This window comes from Flavobacterium sp. AK-345, from assembly GCF_058310175.1.
Genome location: NZ_JBZEER010000003.1, coordinates 101,369 through 122,815, shown reverse-complemented (window position 1 = coordinate 122,815; position 21,447 = coordinate 101,369). Strand labels below are relative to the sequence as shown.

The 21,447-nt window shown below is 34.2% G+C and carries 14 protein-coding genes; 6 read left to right on the top strand and 8 right to left on the bottom strand.

Translation table 11 applies throughout. From position 1 onward, the window contains the following. Positions 1 to 200: 200 nt before the first annotated feature. The 3 genes from rplU (at position 201) to AC4FQ3_RS07485 (ending at position 2,505) form a co-directional block, all read left to right on the top strand. On the top strand, positions 201 to 644 hold the full coding sequence (rplU, locus tag AC4FQ3_RS07495) for a 50S ribosomal protein L21 (RefSeq protein ID WP_042566198.1): 444 nt from the start codon (positions 201 to 203) through the stop codon (positions 642 to 644). 24 nt (positions 645 to 668) lie between these two features. Then, entirely contained in the window at positions 669 to 929 is a 261-nt protein-coding gene (rpmA, locus tag AC4FQ3_RS07490) for a 50S ribosomal protein L27 (RefSeq protein ID WP_017497241.1), read from the top strand. 289 nt (positions 930 to 1,218) lie between these two features. Continuing rightward, positions 1,219 to 2,505: a hypothetical protein gene (locus AC4FQ3_RS07485; protein WP_491181453.1), complete on the top strand. Its 1,287-nt coding sequence runs from the start codon at positions 1,219 to 1,221 to the stop codon at positions 2,503 to 2,505. A gap of 144 nt (positions 2,506 to 2,649) precedes the next feature. Here the strand turns inward: AC4FQ3_RS07485 and AC4FQ3_RS07480 are convergent, their stop codons facing one another. Beyond that, on the bottom strand, positions 2,650 to 5,376 hold the full coding sequence (locus tag AC4FQ3_RS07480) for a hypothetical protein (RefSeq protein ID WP_491181452.1): 2,727 nt from the start codon (positions 5,374 to 5,376) through the stop codon (positions 2,650 to 2,652). A gap of 51 nt (positions 5,377 to 5,427) precedes the next feature. Beyond that, positions 5,428 to 6,009 carry a MiaE family protein gene (locus tag AC4FQ3_RS07475; RefSeq protein WP_035685975.1) on the bottom strand — a complete coding sequence of 194 codons (582 nt, stop codon included), beginning with the start codon at positions 6,007 to 6,009 and terminating at the stop codon, positions 5,428 to 5,430. A gap of 113 nt (positions 6,010 to 6,122) precedes the next feature. On the opposite strand from AC4FQ3_RS07475, the gene AC4FQ3_RS07470 reads away from it, so the two are divergent. After that, positions 6,123 to 7,367, top strand: a complete 1,245-nt coding sequence (locus AC4FQ3_RS07470; RefSeq protein WP_491181451.1) for a glycosyltransferase — start codon at positions 6,123 to 6,125, stop codon at positions 7,365 to 7,367. Between the two features lie 327 nt (positions 7,368 to 7,694). On the opposite strand, the gene AC4FQ3_RS07465 is transcribed toward AC4FQ3_RS07470, so the two are convergent. The 6 genes from AC4FQ3_RS07465 to porU all read right to left on the bottom strand — a co-directional run bounded on the left by AC4FQ3_RS07465 (position 7,695) and on the right by porU (position 18,101). After that, positions 7,695 to 9,557 carry a hydrolase/aminopeptidase gene (locus AC4FQ3_RS07465; RefSeq protein WP_491181450.1) on the bottom strand — a complete coding sequence of 621 codons (1,863 nt, stop codon included), beginning with the start codon at positions 9,555 to 9,557 and terminating at the stop codon, positions 7,695 to 7,697. A 90-nt stretch (positions 9,558 to 9,647) separates the two neighbouring features. Continuing rightward, positions 9,648 to 11,294, bottom strand: a complete 1,647-nt coding sequence (locus AC4FQ3_RS07460) for a dihydrolipoamide acetyltransferase family protein (protein ID WP_491181449.1) — start codon at positions 11,292 to 11,294, stop codon at positions 9,648 to 9,650. Between the two features lie 6 nt (positions 11,295 to 11,300). Then, a complete protein-coding gene (gene pdhA / locus AC4FQ3_RS07455; RefSeq protein ID WP_073394942.1) occupies positions 11,301 to 12,299 on the bottom strand; it encodes a pyruvate dehydrogenase (acetyl-transferring) E1 component subunit alpha in 999 nt (332 codons plus the stop codon). Positions 12,300 to 12,457: 158 nt separating this feature from the next. Beyond that, positions 12,458 to 12,940: a cytidine deaminase gene (cdd, locus tag AC4FQ3_RS07450; RefSeq protein ID WP_463462321.1), complete on the bottom strand. Its 483-nt coding sequence runs from the start codon at positions 12,938 to 12,940 to the stop codon at positions 12,458 to 12,460. Positions 12,941 to 13,015: 75 nt separating this feature from the next. Further along, positions 13,016 to 14,224 (bottom strand): type IX secretion system outer membrane channel protein PorV, encoded by a 1,209-nt coding sequence (gene porV / locus AC4FQ3_RS07445; protein WP_491181448.1) that lies wholly within the window; start codon positions 14,222 to 14,224, stop codon positions 13,016 to 13,018. Positions 14,225 to 14,264: 40 nt separating this feature from the next. Continuing rightward, complete coding sequence (gene porU / locus AC4FQ3_RS07440) at positions 14,265 to 18,101, bottom strand: type IX secretion system sortase PorU (RefSeq protein ID WP_491181447.1); 3,837 nt, start codon at positions 18,099 to 18,101, stop codon at positions 14,265 to 14,267. Positions 18,102 to 18,314: 213 nt separating this feature from the next. Here porU and gldJ point away from each other — a divergent pair, with 213 nt between their 5' ends. Beyond that, entirely contained in the window at positions 18,315 to 19,997 is a 1,683-nt protein-coding gene (gene gldJ / locus AC4FQ3_RS07435; RefSeq protein ID WP_073394946.1) for a gliding motility lipoprotein GldJ, read from the top strand. Between the two features lie 119 nt (positions 19,998 to 20,116). After that, positions 20,117 to 21,400 carry a UDP-N-acetylmuramoyl-tripeptide--D-alanyl-D-alanine ligase gene (locus AC4FQ3_RS07430; protein WP_491181446.1) on the top strand — a complete coding sequence of 428 codons (1,284 nt, stop codon included), beginning with the start codon at positions 20,117 to 20,119 and terminating at the stop codon, positions 21,398 to 21,400. Positions 21,401 to 21,447 lie beyond the last annotated feature (47 nt).

The window sequence follows — 21,447 nt, the reverse complement described above, 5'->3', positions numbered from 1 at the left end:
TTTTTTAATGATGATTTTAATATTAGCCAATATTTTGATGCTACTTTAACAGTCCTTTACATCGGGATATGTTTTTTAAAGCCATAAAACACCTTGAAAAACAGACTTTAATGCGAGGAAAATATTTTTGAAATAAGAGATTGCACAGTAAATTATTAATTGTATATTTGCAACCTTAAAAATCAATAAATCAATTTGGTATGTATGCAATCGTAGAGATAGCAGGGCAACAATTCAAAGTAAGCAAAGACTTAAAGGTTTATGTTCACCGTTTGGCTAATGAAGAAGGTTCAAAAGTTTCTTTTGACAAAGTTCTTTTATTAGACGATAATGGAAACGTAACTTTAGGCGCCCCAGCTATAGAAGGTGCTTCAGTAGAAGCTAAAGTGTTACAACACTTAAAAGGAGATAAAGTTATCGTTTTCAAAAAGAAAAGAAGAAAAGGGTACAAAAAGAGAAATGGTCACAGACAATATCTTACTCAAATTGTAATTGAAGGTATTACTGCAGCAGGTGGAACTAAAAAAGCAGCAGCTAAAAAAGCAGTTGTAGCAGAAGAAGCTCCGGCTACTGAAGTTGAAGCAGCTCCAAAAGCAAAAAAAGCAGCAGCTCCAAAAGCAAAAAAAGAAGCTACTAAAGAATAATAACAATATTTAAACTCATACGTCATGGCTCACAAGAAAGGTGTCGGTAGTTCGAAGAATGGTAGAGAATCAGAATCAAAACGTTTAGGCGTTAAGATTTTTGGTGGTCAAGCTGCTATTGCTGGGAACATCATCGTTAGACAAAGAGGTTCAAAACATAATCCAGGTGAAAACGTTTACATCAGTAAAGATCACACACTACACGCAAGAGTAGCTGGAGTTGTTAAGTTCCAAAAGAAAAAAGATAACAAATCTTATGTATCTATCCTTCCATTCGAAGCATAATCATAAAATTACTTATTAAAAAAACCCGTTCTGAAAAGAGCGGGTTTTTTCTTTTTCTGTAAATTGAAATTGGCTATCGGCGTATACATAATATAAATAAAACGGTAAATTTTATTGTTTTATTATTGAAAGCATCATATAATCAGCGTTATGTGATTTTTGTTTAGTCGAAATTGATACAAAAGAAGGCTTTTTTATTATTGGAATTTGGTCCCGAAGCTTCGGGATTAATTTTGGATTTTTTCCACTGTATTATTTGTATTTTTGACTGGACTAAACCACTCAAATTTTGAAAAAAATAGTTTTTCTTTTATTTCTTTTCTGCACAAGTCTGTTTGCAAAAGAAATTCATCCTACTGAACAAATAGCGTCATTAAACGATATTCAAAAAAAGATTTTATACGAATTCGCAGTTTTACAAAAAGGCGGTTCTGACGCCAATACATATTGGCTAAAACATAAAAATCAGTTTTCTGCACTCAATGATTCGGTAAGAAATCAATTAGCAAATGAAATTTACGTCAACTCTCATGTAGTTTATATTCCGGTAAAAGATTCTGCAGTTCAAATTTGGATGCAAACGCAATCACTCACGAATTGGATGTTGTATTTGGCCGCTTTTATTGCAATTTGTGCCATAATTGCTTTATTACGTAATTATTGGAATTTGCTAATAGGTGTTCTTATAAAACAATTTGCACCGTTATTCAGGCTTTTGTTTTCGGCCATTTTGCTTACGTATGAGTTGTTACTGATAGGCGTTGCATGCATTATTGGAGGATGCTATTTAGAAGAAATGACACTGAGAACAGTAGTAATTCATACAGGTCTGTTTTTATTGTGGAGTCAGTCAACTGCCATTTTTACAAGAAAATATCTGGTTCAGAAGTATGTTTTTCAAATAAAAGACAATTTCTGGGGAAACAATAAATGGGAAACGGTAAAAACAATTTGTCTTCCTGCAATTATTGTGACTGTCGCTCTTTTGTATGTCTTATATAAAGTTCCGGGTGATACATTATATAATTATGAGATTGTTGTGTCTGGTATGGCGGCTATTTGTGCTTTACCTTTTTGGCGTGTTTTAGAGAAATATATATCGCCAATTCTAATACCTTTTAAAGATACTTCGATCGAGAGAAGTATTTATTCACTTGCTGCCTGCATGGTTTTAGCTTTGCTTATAGATGGATTTTTTATAGCACAGCAGAATCCGCTTTTTTCCTATGTCATAATTGCGTTGACTAGTTTGCTGGTTATTTCCTTTTTATTATTGTCACTTAAGGATAATTTTAAATACAATTATAAAAATTACTATTATTTGCAATTTATTACCATCCTTTTTCTTTCGGCTGTTTTATTGTATAGTTTTTATATTCATTCCGGAGAAATGATTTGGGCGTCGTTAATAGGAACAAGTATTTATGTTATTATAAAATATTGGGAGATTCCAACATTTTTTGTCAGTTGGAAAAGAAGCAAAACGGCTACTTGGGGATTTCTTGGAATGGCGGTATTATTGTGGTTGCTGGCCAAAGGTATTTTATATGTTTCGGGCGTGTTGTACGTGGCTTAAGTTATAATTGTTTTGTAATTTCGAGCGAAGGGAGAAATCGCATCCAGAGAGTGTCTTCACTTTGTGTTATTTCTCCCTTCGGTCGAAATGATAAGATTGTCGGGAATTGGAATTTGGGATTTTTAAATTGGGATTTAATTTATTCTATTCCGTATCCTTCGTTTCTTCCAAATCCTCAGTTTTACGGCCAACTTTTACTTTAGGACTATCCTGAGTTCCTGTCACGGTTAACGGAATTCCGAAAATACCTAACGGAGGCAATCCCAAACGCATTTTTAGATTTAATTTTCCGTCTAAACTTGTAGTTCCTTCAATTCTTGGCCTGAAGCCTGCAAACTTAAATTTAAAGCGTTCAACCGTTATGATATTATTCTTGATCTTACTTTTTATTTCAACTTTTGAAAGATCAGGGTTTTTCATGGATTCAGAATTGGTTTGTTTGCTTACGGCATTAAACATTTTCAAACCTCTTACTTTTACGTTTTTTACAGAAAGTGTTCCTCCGCCAACAAGCGATGGATAAACCGGTTTCATGTTTTCGTTTAATCTCCCTTTTAACTGATAATCAAGCGATACAATTCCTTGTGCTTTTTCGGCTGCACTAGCCATTTTTCTAAAAACTTCAACTTCATTGTAAGCCCTTTTAATATCAAAATCAGAAGCTTTAATGCTGTAGTCAAAATTTGCTTTTTGAGGCGTCACAGCCTGATAATTGCCATTCATAGCAACATTACAGCCAATTAAATTGAAGCCTGTATTTTGCATGCTCAGTTTGCCTTGGTTCATCTTTAAATTTCCGCTGGCATTTTGAAGATTTAATTTGTCAAAATAAACTTTTTGGGCATGCGCCATTAATTGCAAATTTAAATTGGTTGGAATAATAATAACTCCAGTTTGTTTGGTTTCCGTTTGAGAAGCTGCATTTGTATCTGTTTCAGACATAAATTCATCAACATTAATATATCTCGCCGAAACCGTAAAAGAGCCTTTTAAAACTCCTGTATTTGTTGTTATATAATTAAAAACGTTCTGCAAATATCCGTTCATCTTAAAATCTGATTGCCCATAAGCAGCCAAAAAGTTATTGAAAGACATTTTATCCTGATTGATTTTGAAAATACCTTCCTTAATGATGAATTTTTTAGGCAGATATTCTGATGCAACTCCAATGTTTCTAAGTTCAAGCGTTCCTTTGTTGTAAAGTTTGCTGTAATTTCCTTTTTCAGCGTCGCTTTGTTTGCCTTTTAAAACCAAATCAGCTTTTATAAAACCATCTAAATCCAAACCTTTTTGAGAAAACACTTTGTATATTTTATTTACATCAAGTTCACCATTTGCTTTGATGTCGTAATTTAAATCATCAAAATCGCTTAAAGCAGCAGATACAAAAACAGGTTTTCCTTCAAAAGTAAACTGAGCTGGTTTTAAATTCACTTTCAAATCCTGAAAAGTTCCTTTTTGATTGCTGATGTTAGATTTTACAACAATGTTGGTAATCGCATTTGGATAATATTTTGTTTTAATATAGCCGTTCTCTAAATCAATATTTCCTTTTGTAACAGGAAAAAGTTTGTTTTTTTGATCGAATTTCCCCTTCGCTTTTACATCTCCGGCCAAAGTTCCTTTTAATTCCAAATCAGGAATTCCAAGAGCTTTATTTAATTTGGCAAGATCTATTTTGGCTTTAAAATCGGCGTCAATATTTGGAGTGCTTAAGCCTTCCATATATAACTTTGATTTTAAATAATCGTTATTGATCTTCAGTGATATATTTTTGGCATCAACAATTAAAAGTTCAGGATCTAATGAAGGAACTTTTGTTTTCACCTCTAAATTAAGATCAGAAACCGGAAAAGCACTTTTGTTATAATTCACAAATCCGTTGTCAATTTTTACATCTAAATTAAGGTCCGGAGCTTTTTTTTGCGAAGCAATATAGTCTCCTTTTACTGTTAAAAGTAAATTAGTATTACCTTTTAGTTCTGTTTTAGAAAGCCAGGTGATGTATTTTGGTGGAAAAGCAGTGAAAACATCGTATAAATCGCTATTTTCTGATTTTATTGCCAAGTCCATATTATAGCCGTCTTTCAGAAAATTGAAATTTCCTTTAAAATCGACTACCAGCTGATTTATTTTTAAATTGTTTTGTTGGAAAAAGAATGATAACGAATTGATGTTTACTTTCGTAATCAAATCAGCATCAATTTTTTTGTTCATTAAGTAAGGCTCATCCTCATAAACAATATTTAGTTTTTCGACTTTTGCTTTTGAGTATAAATCGAAAACAGATTTATTTAAATCCCCTTTTCCTAAATAATTAAAACCAAGAGCATCAAAATGTACTTTTGTAGATTGATCATCATAAATAATTTTACTATTGATGATTTCAATTCGCTCCAATTTTAAAGCTGTATCTGAGCTGTCTTTTTGTGTGGTTGTCTGCGCCGTAGATTTGTAAATGTTGTAATTGGCTTCACCATTTTTATTGACTTTTACATTTATAAACGAGTCAGACAAATAAATCTGGTCGATTTTTACAGATCGGCCAAAAACTAAACTTGCAACGTTTATTCCAAACGAAACCTCTTTTGCGGTAATAAATTTTTCAGCTTTATAAGGTGCAGAACCATTAAGACTTAAATCATTTAATGTTAAGGTCAAAGAAGGAAAATGACGAAAAAAAGATACAGAAACATCAGAGTAATTCAATTCGGCGCTTAGCCTTTCATTCGCCGTTTTTTTGATTTGATCCTTAATTTGATCTTCAAAAATAATAGGCGTTAAAAACAATAACCCCAGAATAACAGCAAAAGTTATTGCCAGGTATTTACCTGTTTTTAGTAAGACCGATTTAAATTTATTAGTTGGCATTTAAAATTGTGATATGATTTATATTTGAATTAGGATTGGATAACAGTTTTTTTATCCGTGAACGGTTTCGCTTTTTCCGTAATTGGTTATGATCGAACCTTCATATTCAATCCATTCTTTCCAGCGTTTGTCGATGTCTATATTGTCTGTATATTTTCTGGCAAAGCCTAAAAAAGTAGTATAATGTCCTGCTTCAGAAATCATCAAATCACGATAAAATTTGGCTAATTCTTCGTCTTTTATATTTTCAGAAAGTACTTTAAAGCGCTCACAACTCCTGGCTTCGATCATTGCCGAAAACAATAAACGATCGCAAAGCGCGTCTTTACGGCTTCCATCTTTCTTCATAAATTTAAAAAGTTCATTTACATAATGATCTTTTCTTTCGCGGCCCAAAGTCAGGCCTCTTTTTTTAATTATGTCGTGAACCATCTGCAAATGTTCCAGTTCTTCTCTTGCAATTACAAGCATTTCGGTTACTAATTCTTCCAATTCAGAATTGTAAGTAACTAAACTAATGGCGTTTGAAGCTGCTTTTTGCTCGCACCACGCATGATCCGTTAAAATTTCTTCGATATTCGATTCGACGATATTTACCCAACGAGGGTCTGTGGCTAATTTTAATCCTAACATAATTTTATAGAAAAAAGTGTTCTGCAAAATTAGTGTTTTTTATCGCCGAAAGTCAGGAAATATGGTGCAAATCCGCGCAAAATAGTATTATTTTGTAACTTGAAACAAATCAAATGAATCACACAAAAAAACTTTTAATTATTGGTTTTGTCTGGCCGGAGCCAAATTCGTCTGCAGCGGGTGGAAGAATGATGCAGTTGATTTCTATTTTTGCAACAAATGGATTTGAAATTACATTTGCAAGCCCGGCATTAGACAGTGATTTTATGGTTGATTTGAAAGCTTTTGGAGTTGAAAAAAGAACCATAGAATTGAATAATTCCAGTTTTGATGATTTTATTATGGCATTAAATCCGGATGTTGTTTTATTTGATCGTTTTATGATTGAAGAACAATTTGGATGGCGGGTTTCAGAAAACTGTCCAAAAGCAATTCGTTTACTGGATACTGAAGATTTACATTGTTTGAGAACAGCGAGACAAAAAGCTTTTAAAGAAAATCGAACTTTTGAAGTTCATGATTTGTTATCTGAGGAAGTTGCAAAACGTGAAATTGCGAGTATTTTAAGATGTGACTTATCTTTTATTATTTCAGAATTTGAAATGGATCTCCTAAAAGATACTTTTAAAATTGATTCCAATCTGCTTCATTATTTACCTTTTTTAGTTGATAAAATGTCTGAGGAAAATCTTCAGGAATTACCTTCTTTTGAAGAACGCAAGAATTTTGTTTTCATCGGAAATTTTCTTCATGAACCAAATTGGAATACAGTTCAGTATTTAAAAGAAACAATTTGGGGCGAAATTAAAAAACAGTTTCCCGAAGCTATTTTAGAAGTTTATGGCGCATATCCATCACAAAAAGTACTGCAATTGCATCAGCCTAAAAGCGGTTTTTTTATTATGGGAAGGGCAGAAGATGCCAACGAAATTGTAAAAAACGCCAGAATTGTTTTGGCTCCAATTCGTTTTGGTGCAGGTTTAAAAGGAAAATTGTTAGAAGCAATGCAATGCGGAACACCAAGTGCAACCACAACAATTGGTTCGGAAGCAATGCATGGTAATTTGCCGTGGAATGGTTTTATTACTGATGATATTCAGGAGTTTGCAAAACATGCAGTTACACTATATCAAAATGAAAATTTGTGGAAGCAAGCCCAAAAAAATGGAATCGCAATTGTGAACGAGTGCTATCAAAAAAATAAATATTCAGATGAATTAATTAAAACAATTAATTCATTATTGAATGATTTTGAAAATCATCGTTTGCATAATTTTATGGGAAGTTTGCTGCAGCACCATACTTTAAAAAGCACCAAATACATGGCAAAATGGATTGAAGCGAAGAATAAAAATTAAGGTTTTTAATTGCTAATATTTAGGGGAATGTACTGTATGTGGTGGATAATTTCCCTGTATATATAAAATTGAATAGTTATATCCCGTAGGGATTATATATTGGTAGAAAGAAAATATCCATTTTGATTATTTGTCCCGTTAGGGACTGCACAATATGTAATATATGTAGTCCCTAACGGGACAATGATTGTAATACTTGGATTTTTTCTACCAATATATAATCCCTATGGGATATAAAAAATCCCCAATTATCAATTATCTTGATATTGGGGATGTAAACTTTTAAATTTAAAACTGTTTACTGTCACTTTTTGCTGTGACTGAAAACTATTTCAACAAACCTTCAACAGCCTGAACAGTTGTGGCATGATAACCAGATTTTGCTTTTTCAAAAATTTGTTTTGCCCAGGTTTTTCCTTCCGGAGTTTTAACCAATTCTTTATAAAGTGTCATTAACGATCCTGTTCTGCTCGTTGCAATCATAAATTGTTCAATAACAGGATAAGCGGTTTTGTATTGATGACGAATTGCCTGAACAAACCATTGACGTTTAATAACGAAGTTTCCGTTTTTAGTAAAACTGAACTCATTATCAATTGCTGTCATTTCTTTGGCTGTAATATCTGCAGGTAAATAATCGATAAAATGTTGTTTTTCCGTTGTTGATTTTATCTTTTCGCTTAATCCTTTAACGCCTGTTGTTCTCCAGTTTTTCTGAATGTTATCTATTGCAGTAAAATCTTCAGAAGAAGGAGTTGTAATGTTTGATGGAACGCCTGGTTTATAAATCCAGTCGTCTAATTTGATTTTATCAGCCAGGGCTTTGTCATCTTTAATAAGATTCTCTTTTAGGTATTTTACGAAGTCTTCTGTTGTTATAGATTGAAAAGCATGCGCATCAAAATAGTTTTTAATAAACGGATCGAATTTTTCACGACCAACAGCCTCTTCGATTACTTTCAGGAAGTTATAGCCTTTTACATAAGGAATCTGGCTAATTCCGTCATCTGGGTTTCTGTTGGTAAGGCTTACTTTTAATCTTGTATCTGGATTTGTTGCTCCATATTCAGCTATATTATCATCTAAATCTTTACGAGTTAGGACATCCTGCATTTCAGCTTCTTTTTTACCGAAAATTTCTTCGCCAATTCTGTGTTCTACATAAGTAGTGAAACCTTCGTTTAACCAAATATCATCCCAGGTTGCGTTGGTTACTAAGTTTCCGCTCCAGCTGTGGCCTAATTCGTGCGCCAATAAACTCGTCAAAGAGCGATCGCCGGCAATAACGCCCGGAGTCAGGAAAGTTAAGTTTGGATTTTCCATTCCGCCATAAGGAAAACTTGGAGGTAAAACCAAAACATCATAACGTCCCCAACGATATGGTCCGTAAAGTTTTTCTGCAGCGCCAACCATTTTTCCTAGCTCAGCAAATTCCCATGCAGCTTTTTTTAATATAGAAGGTTCAGCATAAACTCCGGTTCTGTTGTCAATTGATTGAAAAGCAATGTCTCCAACAGCAATTGCCATTAAGTAAGATGGAATCGCTTTGTCTTGTTTGAAAGTATAAACTCCCGTATCATTTTTTTGTTGCGGATTTACAGAGGCGCTCATTACAGCCAATAAATCTTTAGGAACCGTAACTTTTGCATTATAAGTAAAGCGTATTCCCGGTGAATCCTGACACGGAATCCAGGTACGAGACCAAATACTTTCTCCCTGAGAGAAAACAAAAGGTTTCTTTTTATCTGCAGTTTGTTGCGGATTTAGCCATTGCAATGCAACAGCATCTTTGGTTGTACTATAATAGATGTTAACTTTTGTAGTGTTTGGTTCAATAGTAATATGAAGTGGTTTTCCGTGAAATTCAACTGCTGCACCGAGTTCGAATTTAGTTTCTTTTTCTTCGTCGCCTAAAGTTACTTTGGTAATATTTAGCGTGTTTTCATCAAAGATAATTTCGTTTCCTTTGCTAATATTATCAATTTGCCAGGAAGCTTTTCCTGAGATTGTTTGTGTATCAAAGTCTACTTTGATATCAAGATCTAAGTGTTTTACAACAGCAAGATCTGCTTTAGAAAAAGTGTGTTCGTCTTTAATAGTAGCTTTAGCAGTGGTTGTTTTTTCTGTCTGATCTTTTTTCTGACACGCAAAAGCTGCTAAAAATAAGGTTACTAAGAATATTTTTTTCATATTTATGAAGTATTGAAATTGAGAAACTAAATTAAATAAAAAATCCCGTTCTGATTACTCAAAACGGGATTTAAATATGTAAACAATCGATTATGCCAACATTGTAACCGGGCTTTCGATGTATTGTTTTAACGTTTGTAAAAATTGAGCTCCGGTTGCACCGTCAATTGTTCTGTGGTCACAAGCTAATGATAACATCATTGTGTTTCCAACTACAATCTGACCGTTTTTAACTACTGGTTTCTCAACAATTGCACCTACAGAAAGGATAGCAGAGTTTGGTTGGTTGATAATTGAATTAAATTCAGTAATACCAAACATTCCAAGGTTAGATACTGTAAAAGTACTTCCTTCCATTTCTTGTGGCCCTAATTTTTTGTTTTTAGCTCTTCCTGCAAGATCTCTTACTGAAGCACCAATTTGAGATAAACTCATAGCATCTGTAAATTTCAATACAGGAACTACTAATCCGTCTTCAACAGCTACAGCAACACCAATATTAACGTGGTGGTTGATGATGATAGCATCTTCTTTCCACTGAGAGTTAATTTTTGGATGTTTTTTCAATGCCAAAGCACAAGCTTTAATCACCATATCATTGAATGATACTTTTGTATCAGGAACAGTATTGATAGTTGCTCTTGCGCCCATTGCTTCGTCCATGCTTACTTCGATCACTAAGTTGTAGTGAGGTGCTGTAAATAAAGATTCGGCTAAACGTTTTGCGATAATTTTACGCATTTGAGAATTTTTGATCTCTTCTGTGTAAACTTCTCCGGCAGGAACAAATACTTTCGGAGCAGATGGTGCAGCAGTTTCTGATTTAGCGTCAGCACTTGCAGCAGGTTTTGCTTGTGTAGATGGAGTAAAGTTTTCGATATCGCTTTTTACGATACGTCCGTTTTCTCCAGAACCTTTAACCTGAGTTAATTGGATTCCTTTATCTGAAGCAATTTTCTTCGCTAATGGAGAAGCTAAAATTCTTCCTCCGTTTGAATTATCGGCAACAGCTTCTGTAGCTTTTTCAGCAGTAGGAGCAGCAGCTTTTTCTTCTGTTGCAGGAGCACTTGCAGTTGCAGCGCCTCCGGCAGTATAATTTTCAGCAATTCCGGCAATGTCAGTTCCTGCTGGTCCAATGATAGCTAATAAGCTATCAACAGGCGCAGTATTTCCTTCCTGAATACCGATGTATAATAATGTTCCGGCATTGAAAGACTCAAACTCCATTGTAGCTTTGTCTGTTTCAATTTCTGCTAAAATATCTCCTTCAGCAACTGTATCACCTACTTTTTTCAACCAGGTTGCTACAGTTCCTTCTGTCATTGTATCACTCAAACGTGGCATAGTTACTACTATAACACCTTTTGGTAATTCAGTTGCAGCTTTTGCAGGAGCAGCAGTTTCTGTTTTTGCTTCAGCAGCAGGAGTTTCTTTACTTTCTGCTTTTGGAGCTTCGGCAGGAGCATCTCCACCAGCTAAAAGTGCTGAAATATCCTCTCCTTCTTTTCCAATAATTGCTAATAATGAATCAACCGGAGCAGTTTCTCCAGTCTGAATTCCAATATGTAAAAGAGTTCCTTCGTTAAAAGATTCGAACTCCATTGTTGCTTTGTCTGTTTCAATTTCAGCAAGGATATCTCCTTCGCTAATTTTGTCGCCTACTTTTTTAAGCCAAGTCGCTACCGTTCCTTCCGTCATAGTATCGCTCAAACGAGGCATTGTTACTTTAATAGCCATAATTAATTATAGTTTATGAGGTGTAAATGGATAGTCTTCTTGTGCGTATACTACATCGTATAATTGTTGCAATTCAGGATATGGAGATTCTTCAGCAAATTTCTGGCATTCTTCAACTAAATCCTTAACTCTTTGATCAATTGCTTCAATTTCTTCTTCTGTAGCGTATTTTTGATCCATAATTACGTCTAAAACCTGAGTAATTGGGTCAATTTTTCTGTATTCTTCAACCTCTTCTTTAGAACGGTATAATTGTGCATCAGACATTGAGTGTCCTCTGTAACGATACGTTTTCATTTCAAGGAAAGTTGGTCCGTCTCCACGACGTGCTCTTTCGATAGCTTCGTGCATAGCTTCTGCAACTTTTACAGGATTCATTCCGTCAACAGGTCCGCAAGGCATTTCGTATCCTAAACCAAGTTTCCAGATATCAGTATGGTTTGCAGTTCTTTCTACAGATGTTCCCATTGCATAACCGTTGTTTTCAACGATAAATACAACTGGTAATTTCCATAACATAGCCATGTTGAAAGCTTCGTGTAATGAACCTTGTCTTGCAGCTCCGTCACCAAAATAAGTCATGGTAACACCGCCAGTATTGAAATATTTATCAGCAAAAGCCAAACCAGCTCCTACCGGAATTTGTCCACCTACAATACCGTGACCTCCGTAAAAACGGTGTTCTTTAGAGAAAATGTGCATAGAACCTCCCATACCTTTAGAAGTTCCTGTTACTTTTCCTAAAAGTTCAGCCATTACGTTTCTGGGGTCAACTCCCATACCAATTGGCTGCACGTGGTTTCTGTAAGCAGTAATCATTTTATCTTTAGTCAGGTCCATAGCGTGCAACGCGCCTGCTAATACAGCTTCCTGACCATTATATAAGTGTAGAAAACCTCTAACTTTTTGTTGAATGTATAATGCTGCAAGTTTGTCTTCAAACTTTCTCCAAAGCAGCATGTCTTCGTACCACTTTAAATATACTTCTTTTGTAACTTCTTTCATCTGAATTCTTTCTTTTGCTAAAGTTTGTTTGTGTTATCAATTGTTGCCTATAACGCAAAATAGTTTCCTCCCACAAATTTGCGCCCGAAAGGTCGGGATGCAAAAATAAGACATTACATTTAAGAACTAAAATTTAAACGCTACTTTTTGGCTTTTTTTTACAAGAACTTTTTATCAAACATAAAAGGGAGCAAATTTTTAAGGGATGTTGATTGGTAAACTTCTCCAATTTCACCCATAAAATAGATTTCTATAGGGGTTTCCTGTTTAATTTCGTATTCTGCTATTGATTGACGGCATGAGCCACATGGTGGAATCGGAGCTTTTGTCTGATTGGTGTCTGACGCTGCTGTAATTGCCATTTTTAAGATTTTGGCCTCCGGATAAACACTTCCGGCGTGAAAAATAGCCACACGTTCTGCGCATAATCCTGAAGGATAAGCTGCGTTTTCCTGATTTGATCCTAAAACTATTTTTCCGTTATCTAAAAGTAAAGCGGCGCCAACTCTAAATTTTGAGTAGGGTGCATATGCTTTTTTTCGAATTTCAATTGCCTGTTCCATTAAGTCCTGAACTTCATTTGAAAGTTCTTTTATTGAATCATAAACTAAAAATGATGATGTAACGCTTATTTCTTTCATTCTTTTTAAGGGAAAAAAAATCCAAATTTCTAAAATCAGAAATTTGGATTGTTATATTGTTTTAATTTTTTTTGTTTAGTATTGCTCGTATTTGTCGCCAAAGTTAAACGTTAAAGAAAAACGAAGCGTGTTTTCTAAAGGATTTTTAACTTTTGATGACGAAAATAAGTAAGATACGTCAATTTTTACTGCGCTATACTTGAATCCTGCTCCTAAAGAGAAAAATTGTCTGGCTCCTTTTTCAGGGCTTTCGTGAAAATATCCGGCTCTTACTGCGAATGAATCCTGATACATATATTCTGCACCAACACTATATGTGATTTCTTTTAGTTCTTCGCTAAATCCTCCCGGAGCGTCTCCAAAAGATTTAAATATTCCCGAAACCCAGCCAATATCATTGTAAGCATTATAATTTGCGGCATCGGCATCTGCCTGAGAAATGTCTCCGGCATCTGTAAAGTCCCCATCTCCGTTTGCATCAACTGCAGTTCCAGGTCCTGGAGGAGTTGGTACTAAAAGTTTTGTAAATTCTAAACTTACACCAACTTTATTGTAGTCGTCTAAAATAAAATCAAAACCTCCACCCAATCTTAGGTTTGCAGGCAAGAAGTTTGCACTTATATCATCATTATCATAGCTTATTTTTGGCCCTAAATTTTGCATATTAAAACCTGCTCTCCATCTTCCGTTAAAATCAGCATAAGCGATTTCATCAGATTGATAAAAACCAGCGATGTCTACTGCAAAAGAACTTGCAGCTGATGCATCAATGTCGGTTGAAGGGATTTTTAAGTTTGAACGGATGTATCTTGCGCCAACGGCCATAGAAAATTTATCGCTTAATTTTAATGAATAAGATCCGTCTAGGGCAAATTCATTAGGATTTACTTCTCTTGTAGGCTCATTTGGATCTCCGGTTTCTCTTAGTTCAATTCCTCCAAAACCAAAGAAACGAAAGCTTGTTGCAAAAGCACTTCGTTCGTTAATTTTATTGTAATAGGTAAGTTGTCCTAAAGAAATGTCGTTAGCCAAATCTGTCAAATAAGGAGTATAGCTTATTGAAAGCCCTTGTGCTTCTACTGCAAATGCATATTTTGCAGGATTCCATTGTTGAGAATAAGCGTCTGTTGCTGTTGCTACACCCTGGTCTGCCAAACCTGCTGCTCTTGCATCTGCGGCAACCAATAAGAAAGGTACTCCGGTAGTAATGGGACGTTCAATGTCTTGGGCTTTTGCGTACGAAATAATTAATAAACAAATTAATAGTAGAGATATTTTTTTCATTTATAGATTTAAGGTTTTTATGGTAAAAATATATATATATTTATAATATGACAAGTTTTTCGTACTTTTCTGCTCTTTTATTTGTTAAATTTGATCTAACAGTGAGTTTGTAGATGTAAACGCCTTTCCCAATGCGGTCTCCAAAATCATCTTTGCCATCCCAGGTTATCTCTCTTGATAAAAAACCTTCGGTTGTAATAACCTGATTTTTTGTCCATACCACTTTTCCGGTAATTGTCATCACCTGAACCTGAACATCTAAAGGTTCATAAGGTCTGTTATGTGAAAACCAAAATTGAGTGTAGGTCGAAAATGGATTAGGATAATTAAGAACGTGTGTCAGGGTCAGCGATTCATCTCCAACAACTATAAACTGTATTTCGCTTGTTACGGGATTGTTATAAACATCCCAGGCTGTAAAGCTTATAGTATGCAGTCCCGCTTCTAAATTTCTTAGCGGGAAACGTAAATTTCCATTTGTGTAATCGTCTAATTTAGTTTGATAATAATCGTTTAATATATAAGGATTACTTACATCTCCGTCTAAAATCGCAACAATATCATGACCAATTCCGCTAGCGGTATTTATCCCGTTTTCATCTTCTAAAAAAGCCAATAAAAATGGGGAACTATTTGTGATTCCGCCAGAAACAAAAGTTTCGTCGTTCATATATAACTTCACTTTCGGATTTATATTGTCCGCAGGTGCATTTTCATTTATTCCGCCTATTTTAATGGTAGTATTATAGCCTGATTGGTTCTCTAAAAGTGCCGTTTTCTTTGCATAAAAGCTAATTCGGCCATAGTCTACCGGTATTCTGATGTCTCTTGGAACAACAAAACTAAATTCAAACTGACCATTGGTTACTGATGCATTTCCTCTAAAAATAGTTTCTCCCAAAGTTTTGAAAGACATTGCAGGGCTATAACCATCATTATTTAAAGTTGTGGTTGTAATTAATTTATCAAATATAGCAGTGGCTAATTCGCCATTATAATTACTTAAAACAGTATTGTTCTCGTCTGTAATTTCTCCTGTAATTTTAATTTTTGCTAAAGATTTAAAATCAGCAATAGGTTGTGAAATAACAACATCATTTACTTTTGTTAAATTAATTCTGGGTTTTGGAATAGCCAGCATCAAAGCGGGATCTCCAATATAAAAAATTACATTACTGGACGAACTTGGATTATCATTTTTAGAAATCCGAAGCGCTTCTGAGATTGCAGTATATTGGTTTGTGCCATAAGAAAGCAGGTTTTTTGTAAGGTTGTCATTAAAATTTTCTGCATTATATTGACCTATAGCACGAATGGTTGTAAGCATTGCAATTGCTCCTCCTTTTGGATTCCAAAATGTGTATTCGCCCGCTGTTGGCCTTGTTGGATCATCAAATCTTGAAAATTCGCAGGTAATAGTTATAAATAAGGGATATTTGTATTGGTTGTTTAAATTTTGACCGTCAGATTTCTCCCAGATTCTTTCGGCTGCCAATCCATCTTCACCGCCATGTCCCAGATAATTAAAAACCAAAGCTCCTTTTTCAAAAGCATCAAAAAAGTCAGTTCTTGCTTTTGGATATCTCGATCCTCCGGCAGAAGCTTCCTGAGTATATGAGTCCAGAATAATTTTGTCAATATTAAAAAAAGGTTTTTCGGTTGAGATAAGATCTGCCAATGCATTTTGACGGGATTGCAAAGAAGCATCAGAACTCTGGTCAGCATCATCGCTTACTAAAACAAAATTATTTCTCCAGTTTCCGTACGATTTAGTATCGTGATATTCCAAAACTTTATTGACCATTTCTTCAGCCTGAGCATTGTCTGAGATTAACATTCTTCCAACTGCGATATCAATTCCTCCAAAAAAAGAAATCACATTTCCTTCGTCAGCATCCATGAGGGCGTAAAAGTCATCTGATGCAAATGAAGATTCTCCAACGGTGTTACTATTTAAGGAATGATATATAGGTACAATATTCGTGTTGTTTGAAATTCTGTTTTTATAATCGAATGATGCATCGCCAAACAAATTCACGTATTTAATTCTTTTTTCTGCGGAAGAAGCATTTTCATAAATATATCGGATGCAGTTTCTAATGGCAGAAATATCTTGTTTTCCAGAAGAAAATTCCTGATAGATATTTTCTAGCGAAATTACTTTTACATTTAAATTAGAATTAGTGCGATGAAAATTGGCTAGTTTTTCTGCTTGGGAAATTAAAATTTTAGGAGTTATAATTACATAATCAATATCCTGAAACGCATTTTGATTGTTTTTAAAAAGTGTTCCTTTCAAATTCTGGTTTGCAATTTTGGGCTGACTATCTTTTAAAGGAGTATAAAAATCTGAAGCATCAATTGCAATGTATTTTCGAATTTCTCCTAAAGAAGCTTTAAAGCTAAAAGTGGCCAAATTTGTATTTTCTATTTTTGATACATTATATAGGTCTGTAACATCCCAAATCTGACTAATGCCTGAAGCGTTGCCAATAGTATAATTCACAATTCCCGAAGTTGAACCTGCCAGATCATATTGAAACTTAAATTGTTTTCCTGTGCCCTGCAGTTTTCGTTTTGCAATTAGGTTGATATAATCCAGATATCCTTTTGATCCGGGTACACCATTATTATTATAGGTAAGTTTTATTTTGATATTGTCGGCACCTGTAAAAGTGCTGTTAGAAGGGAGTTTTACCGAGTAATATCTAACATCAGAACCTGTAACTAATGAATTAAATGAAATATTGCCGATGTTTTGCCCGTTGGCAGAAACCGCAAAAGAAGTAGGGGTGTAGGCGGCCGAAGCTGCGTTTACTTTTATTTTTACAGGAATTGTTGTTTCCAGATTTGGAAAATTGAACTCAAATTCCTGTTCTGCATTAATATCAAACGCTTCTCCTAGCCATTGACGCCCTAAATGGGCAACGTTAGTAAGGTCGACTTCGTGAAATTGATAGTCATCAAACGTGTTTAAGTTCAGTGTAGCGCTGCCTGTTGGCTGATTTGCGGTAGAAATTCTTTTCCCATCGCTGCCGGTTGCTGTAATATAATAGTATGATTTGGTGTCGTATAAATTAATATTGGTCTGGCTTTCATTATTCCAGTTGTCAACTCCTTCTGCATAAAAAAGAATATAATCTTCATTATTAAAAGTACCGTCATTTTCTCCTATAATTTGAATACTGTTTTCCATTAAGTCATCAGGATAATAAGTATTGTTTGCTAATGGAAGCATTTTTCCACCATTTCCATAAATTTTAATCTTTCTCGGATCAACTTTGCCTGCATCAAATCCTAAACTCTGTAAAAAAGACTTTGAAATTTTATAAGCACCTGATTTTTCGACATAAAAGCGATACCAGTCGCCAGAAGCCAAAACAGAATTAGAAACTAAGGCCGTTTTTTGATAAGAAGAAGAATTACTGCTTTTTGCTGTACTATTATTTATTGAATACGAAAATGACTTGATTCGTTTATAGCTATTTCCTTCCTTAATAATTGGGTAAAGAGATAGAAAAGTTTGTTTCTTATCTCTTGCTGAGACGTTTTTTAACGTTTCATTTGGTCTGTCCGGAATGTTTTGAAGTGTTAAATCTCCTAAATCCGTAATTGAAATTGTTTCGTATATGACGTTAGTTAACGAAACAGAATTGCTGTTTGAAGAGCTCGATTCGGCAAGTTTAAGAAGCAGTGTTATGCTTTTTTTTGTAGTATCGAACCTAAAACTGCTTCCTGTGAAGTAAGGTATGATTATTTTGTATTCGCCAAAACTCATCTCTTTTTTATTTTGCCAATCTAATGTGAGGCCGCCATTTATCTGAGAAAATGAGACAAAAGGAATCAAAAAAAGATATAGAATTATGGCTTGTTTCATAGGTTGAAAATACTAGTTTGAAATTAAAACATTTTAGTAAGTAAAAATATAGTATTTCATGTTATAGTAAATAATAAAAAGTATATTTTTGCGTTCGTAACTATAGGTTATTTTCTGGTAAAAAACAGCTAAATAAAATTATTAGAACAGATGTTGCTAATTAAATGTTAATTATTATATTGCAGCACCTAAATTTATCACCTAAGAATGAGTATGAAAGTAAACAAAATTGTAGTCTTGCAATTAATGATGTCAATGGTATTGATGTTGGGCACGGCTAGTTGTAGCAAAAAATCGAGTTCAAGCCACGCTTCTAGAGCAACAGGTTGGGATGTAGATAGTCAGAATGGAACTGCTGCTAGAAATGCAGGGAAAAAACAACAGGCTGGTCCTGGGTTAGTTTTTGTTGAAGGAGGTACATTTACTATGGGTAAAGTACAGGATGATGTTATGCACGATTGGAATAACACACCAACTCAACAACACGTTCAATCATTCTACATGGATGAAACTGAAGTTACGAATGGTATGTACTTAGAGTACCTGGAGTGGCTTAAAAAAGTTTTCCCTCCAACAGAAGAAAATTACAAGAATATTTATGAAGGAGCGTCTCCTGATACTTTGGTATGGAGAAATCGTTTAGGGTATAACGAAACGATGACTAATAATTACTTAAGACACCCTTCTTATGCTAACTACCCAGTAGTAGGTGTAAACTGGATTCAAGCTGTTGAATTTAGTAAATGGAGAACAGACCGTGTAAACGAAGCTGTTTTAGAAAAAGACGGATATCTTAAAAAAGGTGCTAAAACTACAGACGTAAGTGCTGAAAGTTTATTTAATACTGAAGCTTACCTTGCTTCACCTTCTACTACTTATGGTGGTAACGAAGAATTAGTATTAAAGAAAAATCCAAACGGAAGAAGACCAAAAGCAAATAAAGATGGTGTAGTAGAAGAAAAAAATGTGTACGCACAACGTTCTTCCGGAGTTATCTTGCCAGAATACAGACTTCCTACAGAAGCTGAATGGGAATATGCTGCTGCAGCTGATGTTGGACAAAGAGAGTACAATATATATAAAGGACAAAAGAAATATCCTTGGTCTGGAGATTATACTCGTTCGGCAAAACGTAAAAATAAAGGAGATCAATTGGCTAACTTTAAACAAGGAAACGGTGATTACGGTGGAATTGCAGGATGGTCAGATGATGGAGCAGATATTACAAACTCTGTAAAAAGCTATGCGCCAAATGATTTCGGATTATACGATATGGCAGGTAACGTTGCGGAATGGGTTGCTGACGTTTACAGACCTATTATTGATAATGAAGCAAATGATTTTAACTACTATAGAGGAAATCAATATGCTAAAAACAAAATTGGTAAAGACGGTAAACTTGAAATCATTACAAAAGAGAATATCAAATATGATACTTTAAGTAACGGTAAAGTTGTAGCTAGAAATCTTCCGGGAGAAATTGCTCAGGTACCAGTTGACGAAAACGAAACTTATTTGAGAACAAATTTCAGTACAAGTGACAATATCAATTATAGAGATGGTGACAAACAATCATCTAAATATTTTGACTTTGGAGATTCAGAATCTGGAACAAAAGCTGATCAAACAATGTACAACTCTCCTAAACATAATATCACTACAGATAGTTTAGGTAAGATGATGAGAAAATATGACAACTCTAGTAAACGTACTACTTTAATCGATGATAAAGTAAGAGTTTACAAAGGAGGTTCTTGGAGAGATAGAGCTTATTGGTTAGATCCGGCTCAAAGAAGATATTTCCCTCAGGATATGGCAACTGATTATATCGGTTTCAGATGTGCAATGTCTAGAGTAGGTTCTAAAGCTGAAAGAAGAAAGTCGCCTAGAAACTAAGTTTTAGAAATTTCAAAATAAATGATTCCAAATTCCAAGCGCTGAATATTCAGTTTGGAATTTGGAATTTTTTTATGATAACTTTTCTATTTTTACAATTCATAAAAAATGTTTTATAAATGAATATTCAGGAAATTCACAATTTGTTTTTGCAATGTAAATCTGTTTCAATTGATACGCGAAAAATTGAAAAAGGTTCTATGTTTTTTGCTATTAAAGGAGAAAATTTTGATGCTAATACTTTTGCTCAGCAAGCACTTGATTTAGGTGCTTTGTTTGTTGTTATTGACAACGAGGCTTATTTAATAGATGAAAGAACTATTCTGGTTCAAAATAGTTTAGAAACATTACAGGAATTATCAAAATTTCACAGAGCATATTTAAAATTGCCAATTATTGCTTTAACAGGGAGCAATGGTAAAACAACAACTAAAGAATTGATTAATGTTGTTTTGGCTAAAAAATTCAACACAAAAGCAACAATTGGAAATTTAAATAATCATATCGGAGTTCCGTTAACCTTATTGTCTTTTACTGGTGAAACTCAAATAGGTATTGTTGAAATGGGTGCAAATCATAAAAAAGAGATTGAATTTTTATGTGAAATTGCGCAACCTGATTATGGTTACATAACCAATTTTGGCAAAGCTCATTTAGAAGGTTTTGGTGGTGTTGAAGGTGTAATTGAAGGAAAAAGTGAGATGTATCAATATCTTGCCAAAAATAAGAAAACGGCTTTTGTAAATCTGGAAGACCCAATTCAGATTGAAAAATCAAACGGTATTGCTTCATTTACATTTGGAATTAAAAAAGAGAAAGCTGATTTGGAAATTAATAGTATTGAAGCCAATCCATTTGTGGAAGTTGAGTACAATGATTTTAATGTAAAGTCTAATTTAATTGGTCTTTATAATGCTAATAATATTAATGCGGCTGTTGCTATAGGAACTTATTTTAAAGTTGATACAAAAGATATAAAGGCTGCTATTGAAGGATATGTTCCGGATAATAACAGGTCTCAATTATTAAAAAAAGGTACAAATCAAATTATTTTGGATGCTTATAATGCAAATCCTAGTAGTATGGCGGTGGCTATTGCCAATTTTGTACAATTAGACAATCCAAAAAAAGTTATGATTTTGGGTGATATGTTCGAATTAGGGAACGAAAGTGTCCAAGAGCATAAAATCATTGTCGATTCAGTTTCCAATCAAAGTGAATCTGCTTGTTATTTTATTGGAAAAGCATTTTATGAGAATAGAATTTCAAAAGAAAATATCTGGTTTTTTGAAACCTTTGATGCTTTTGCAGAATACCTTAAAACCATAGATTTTAATGACAATATTATTTTAATTAAAGGTTCGAGAGGAATGGCTCTTGAACGAAGTTTAGAATATATTTAATACTTAATAGCATAAATAAACAGCCATTTATTATTGTAAATGGCTGT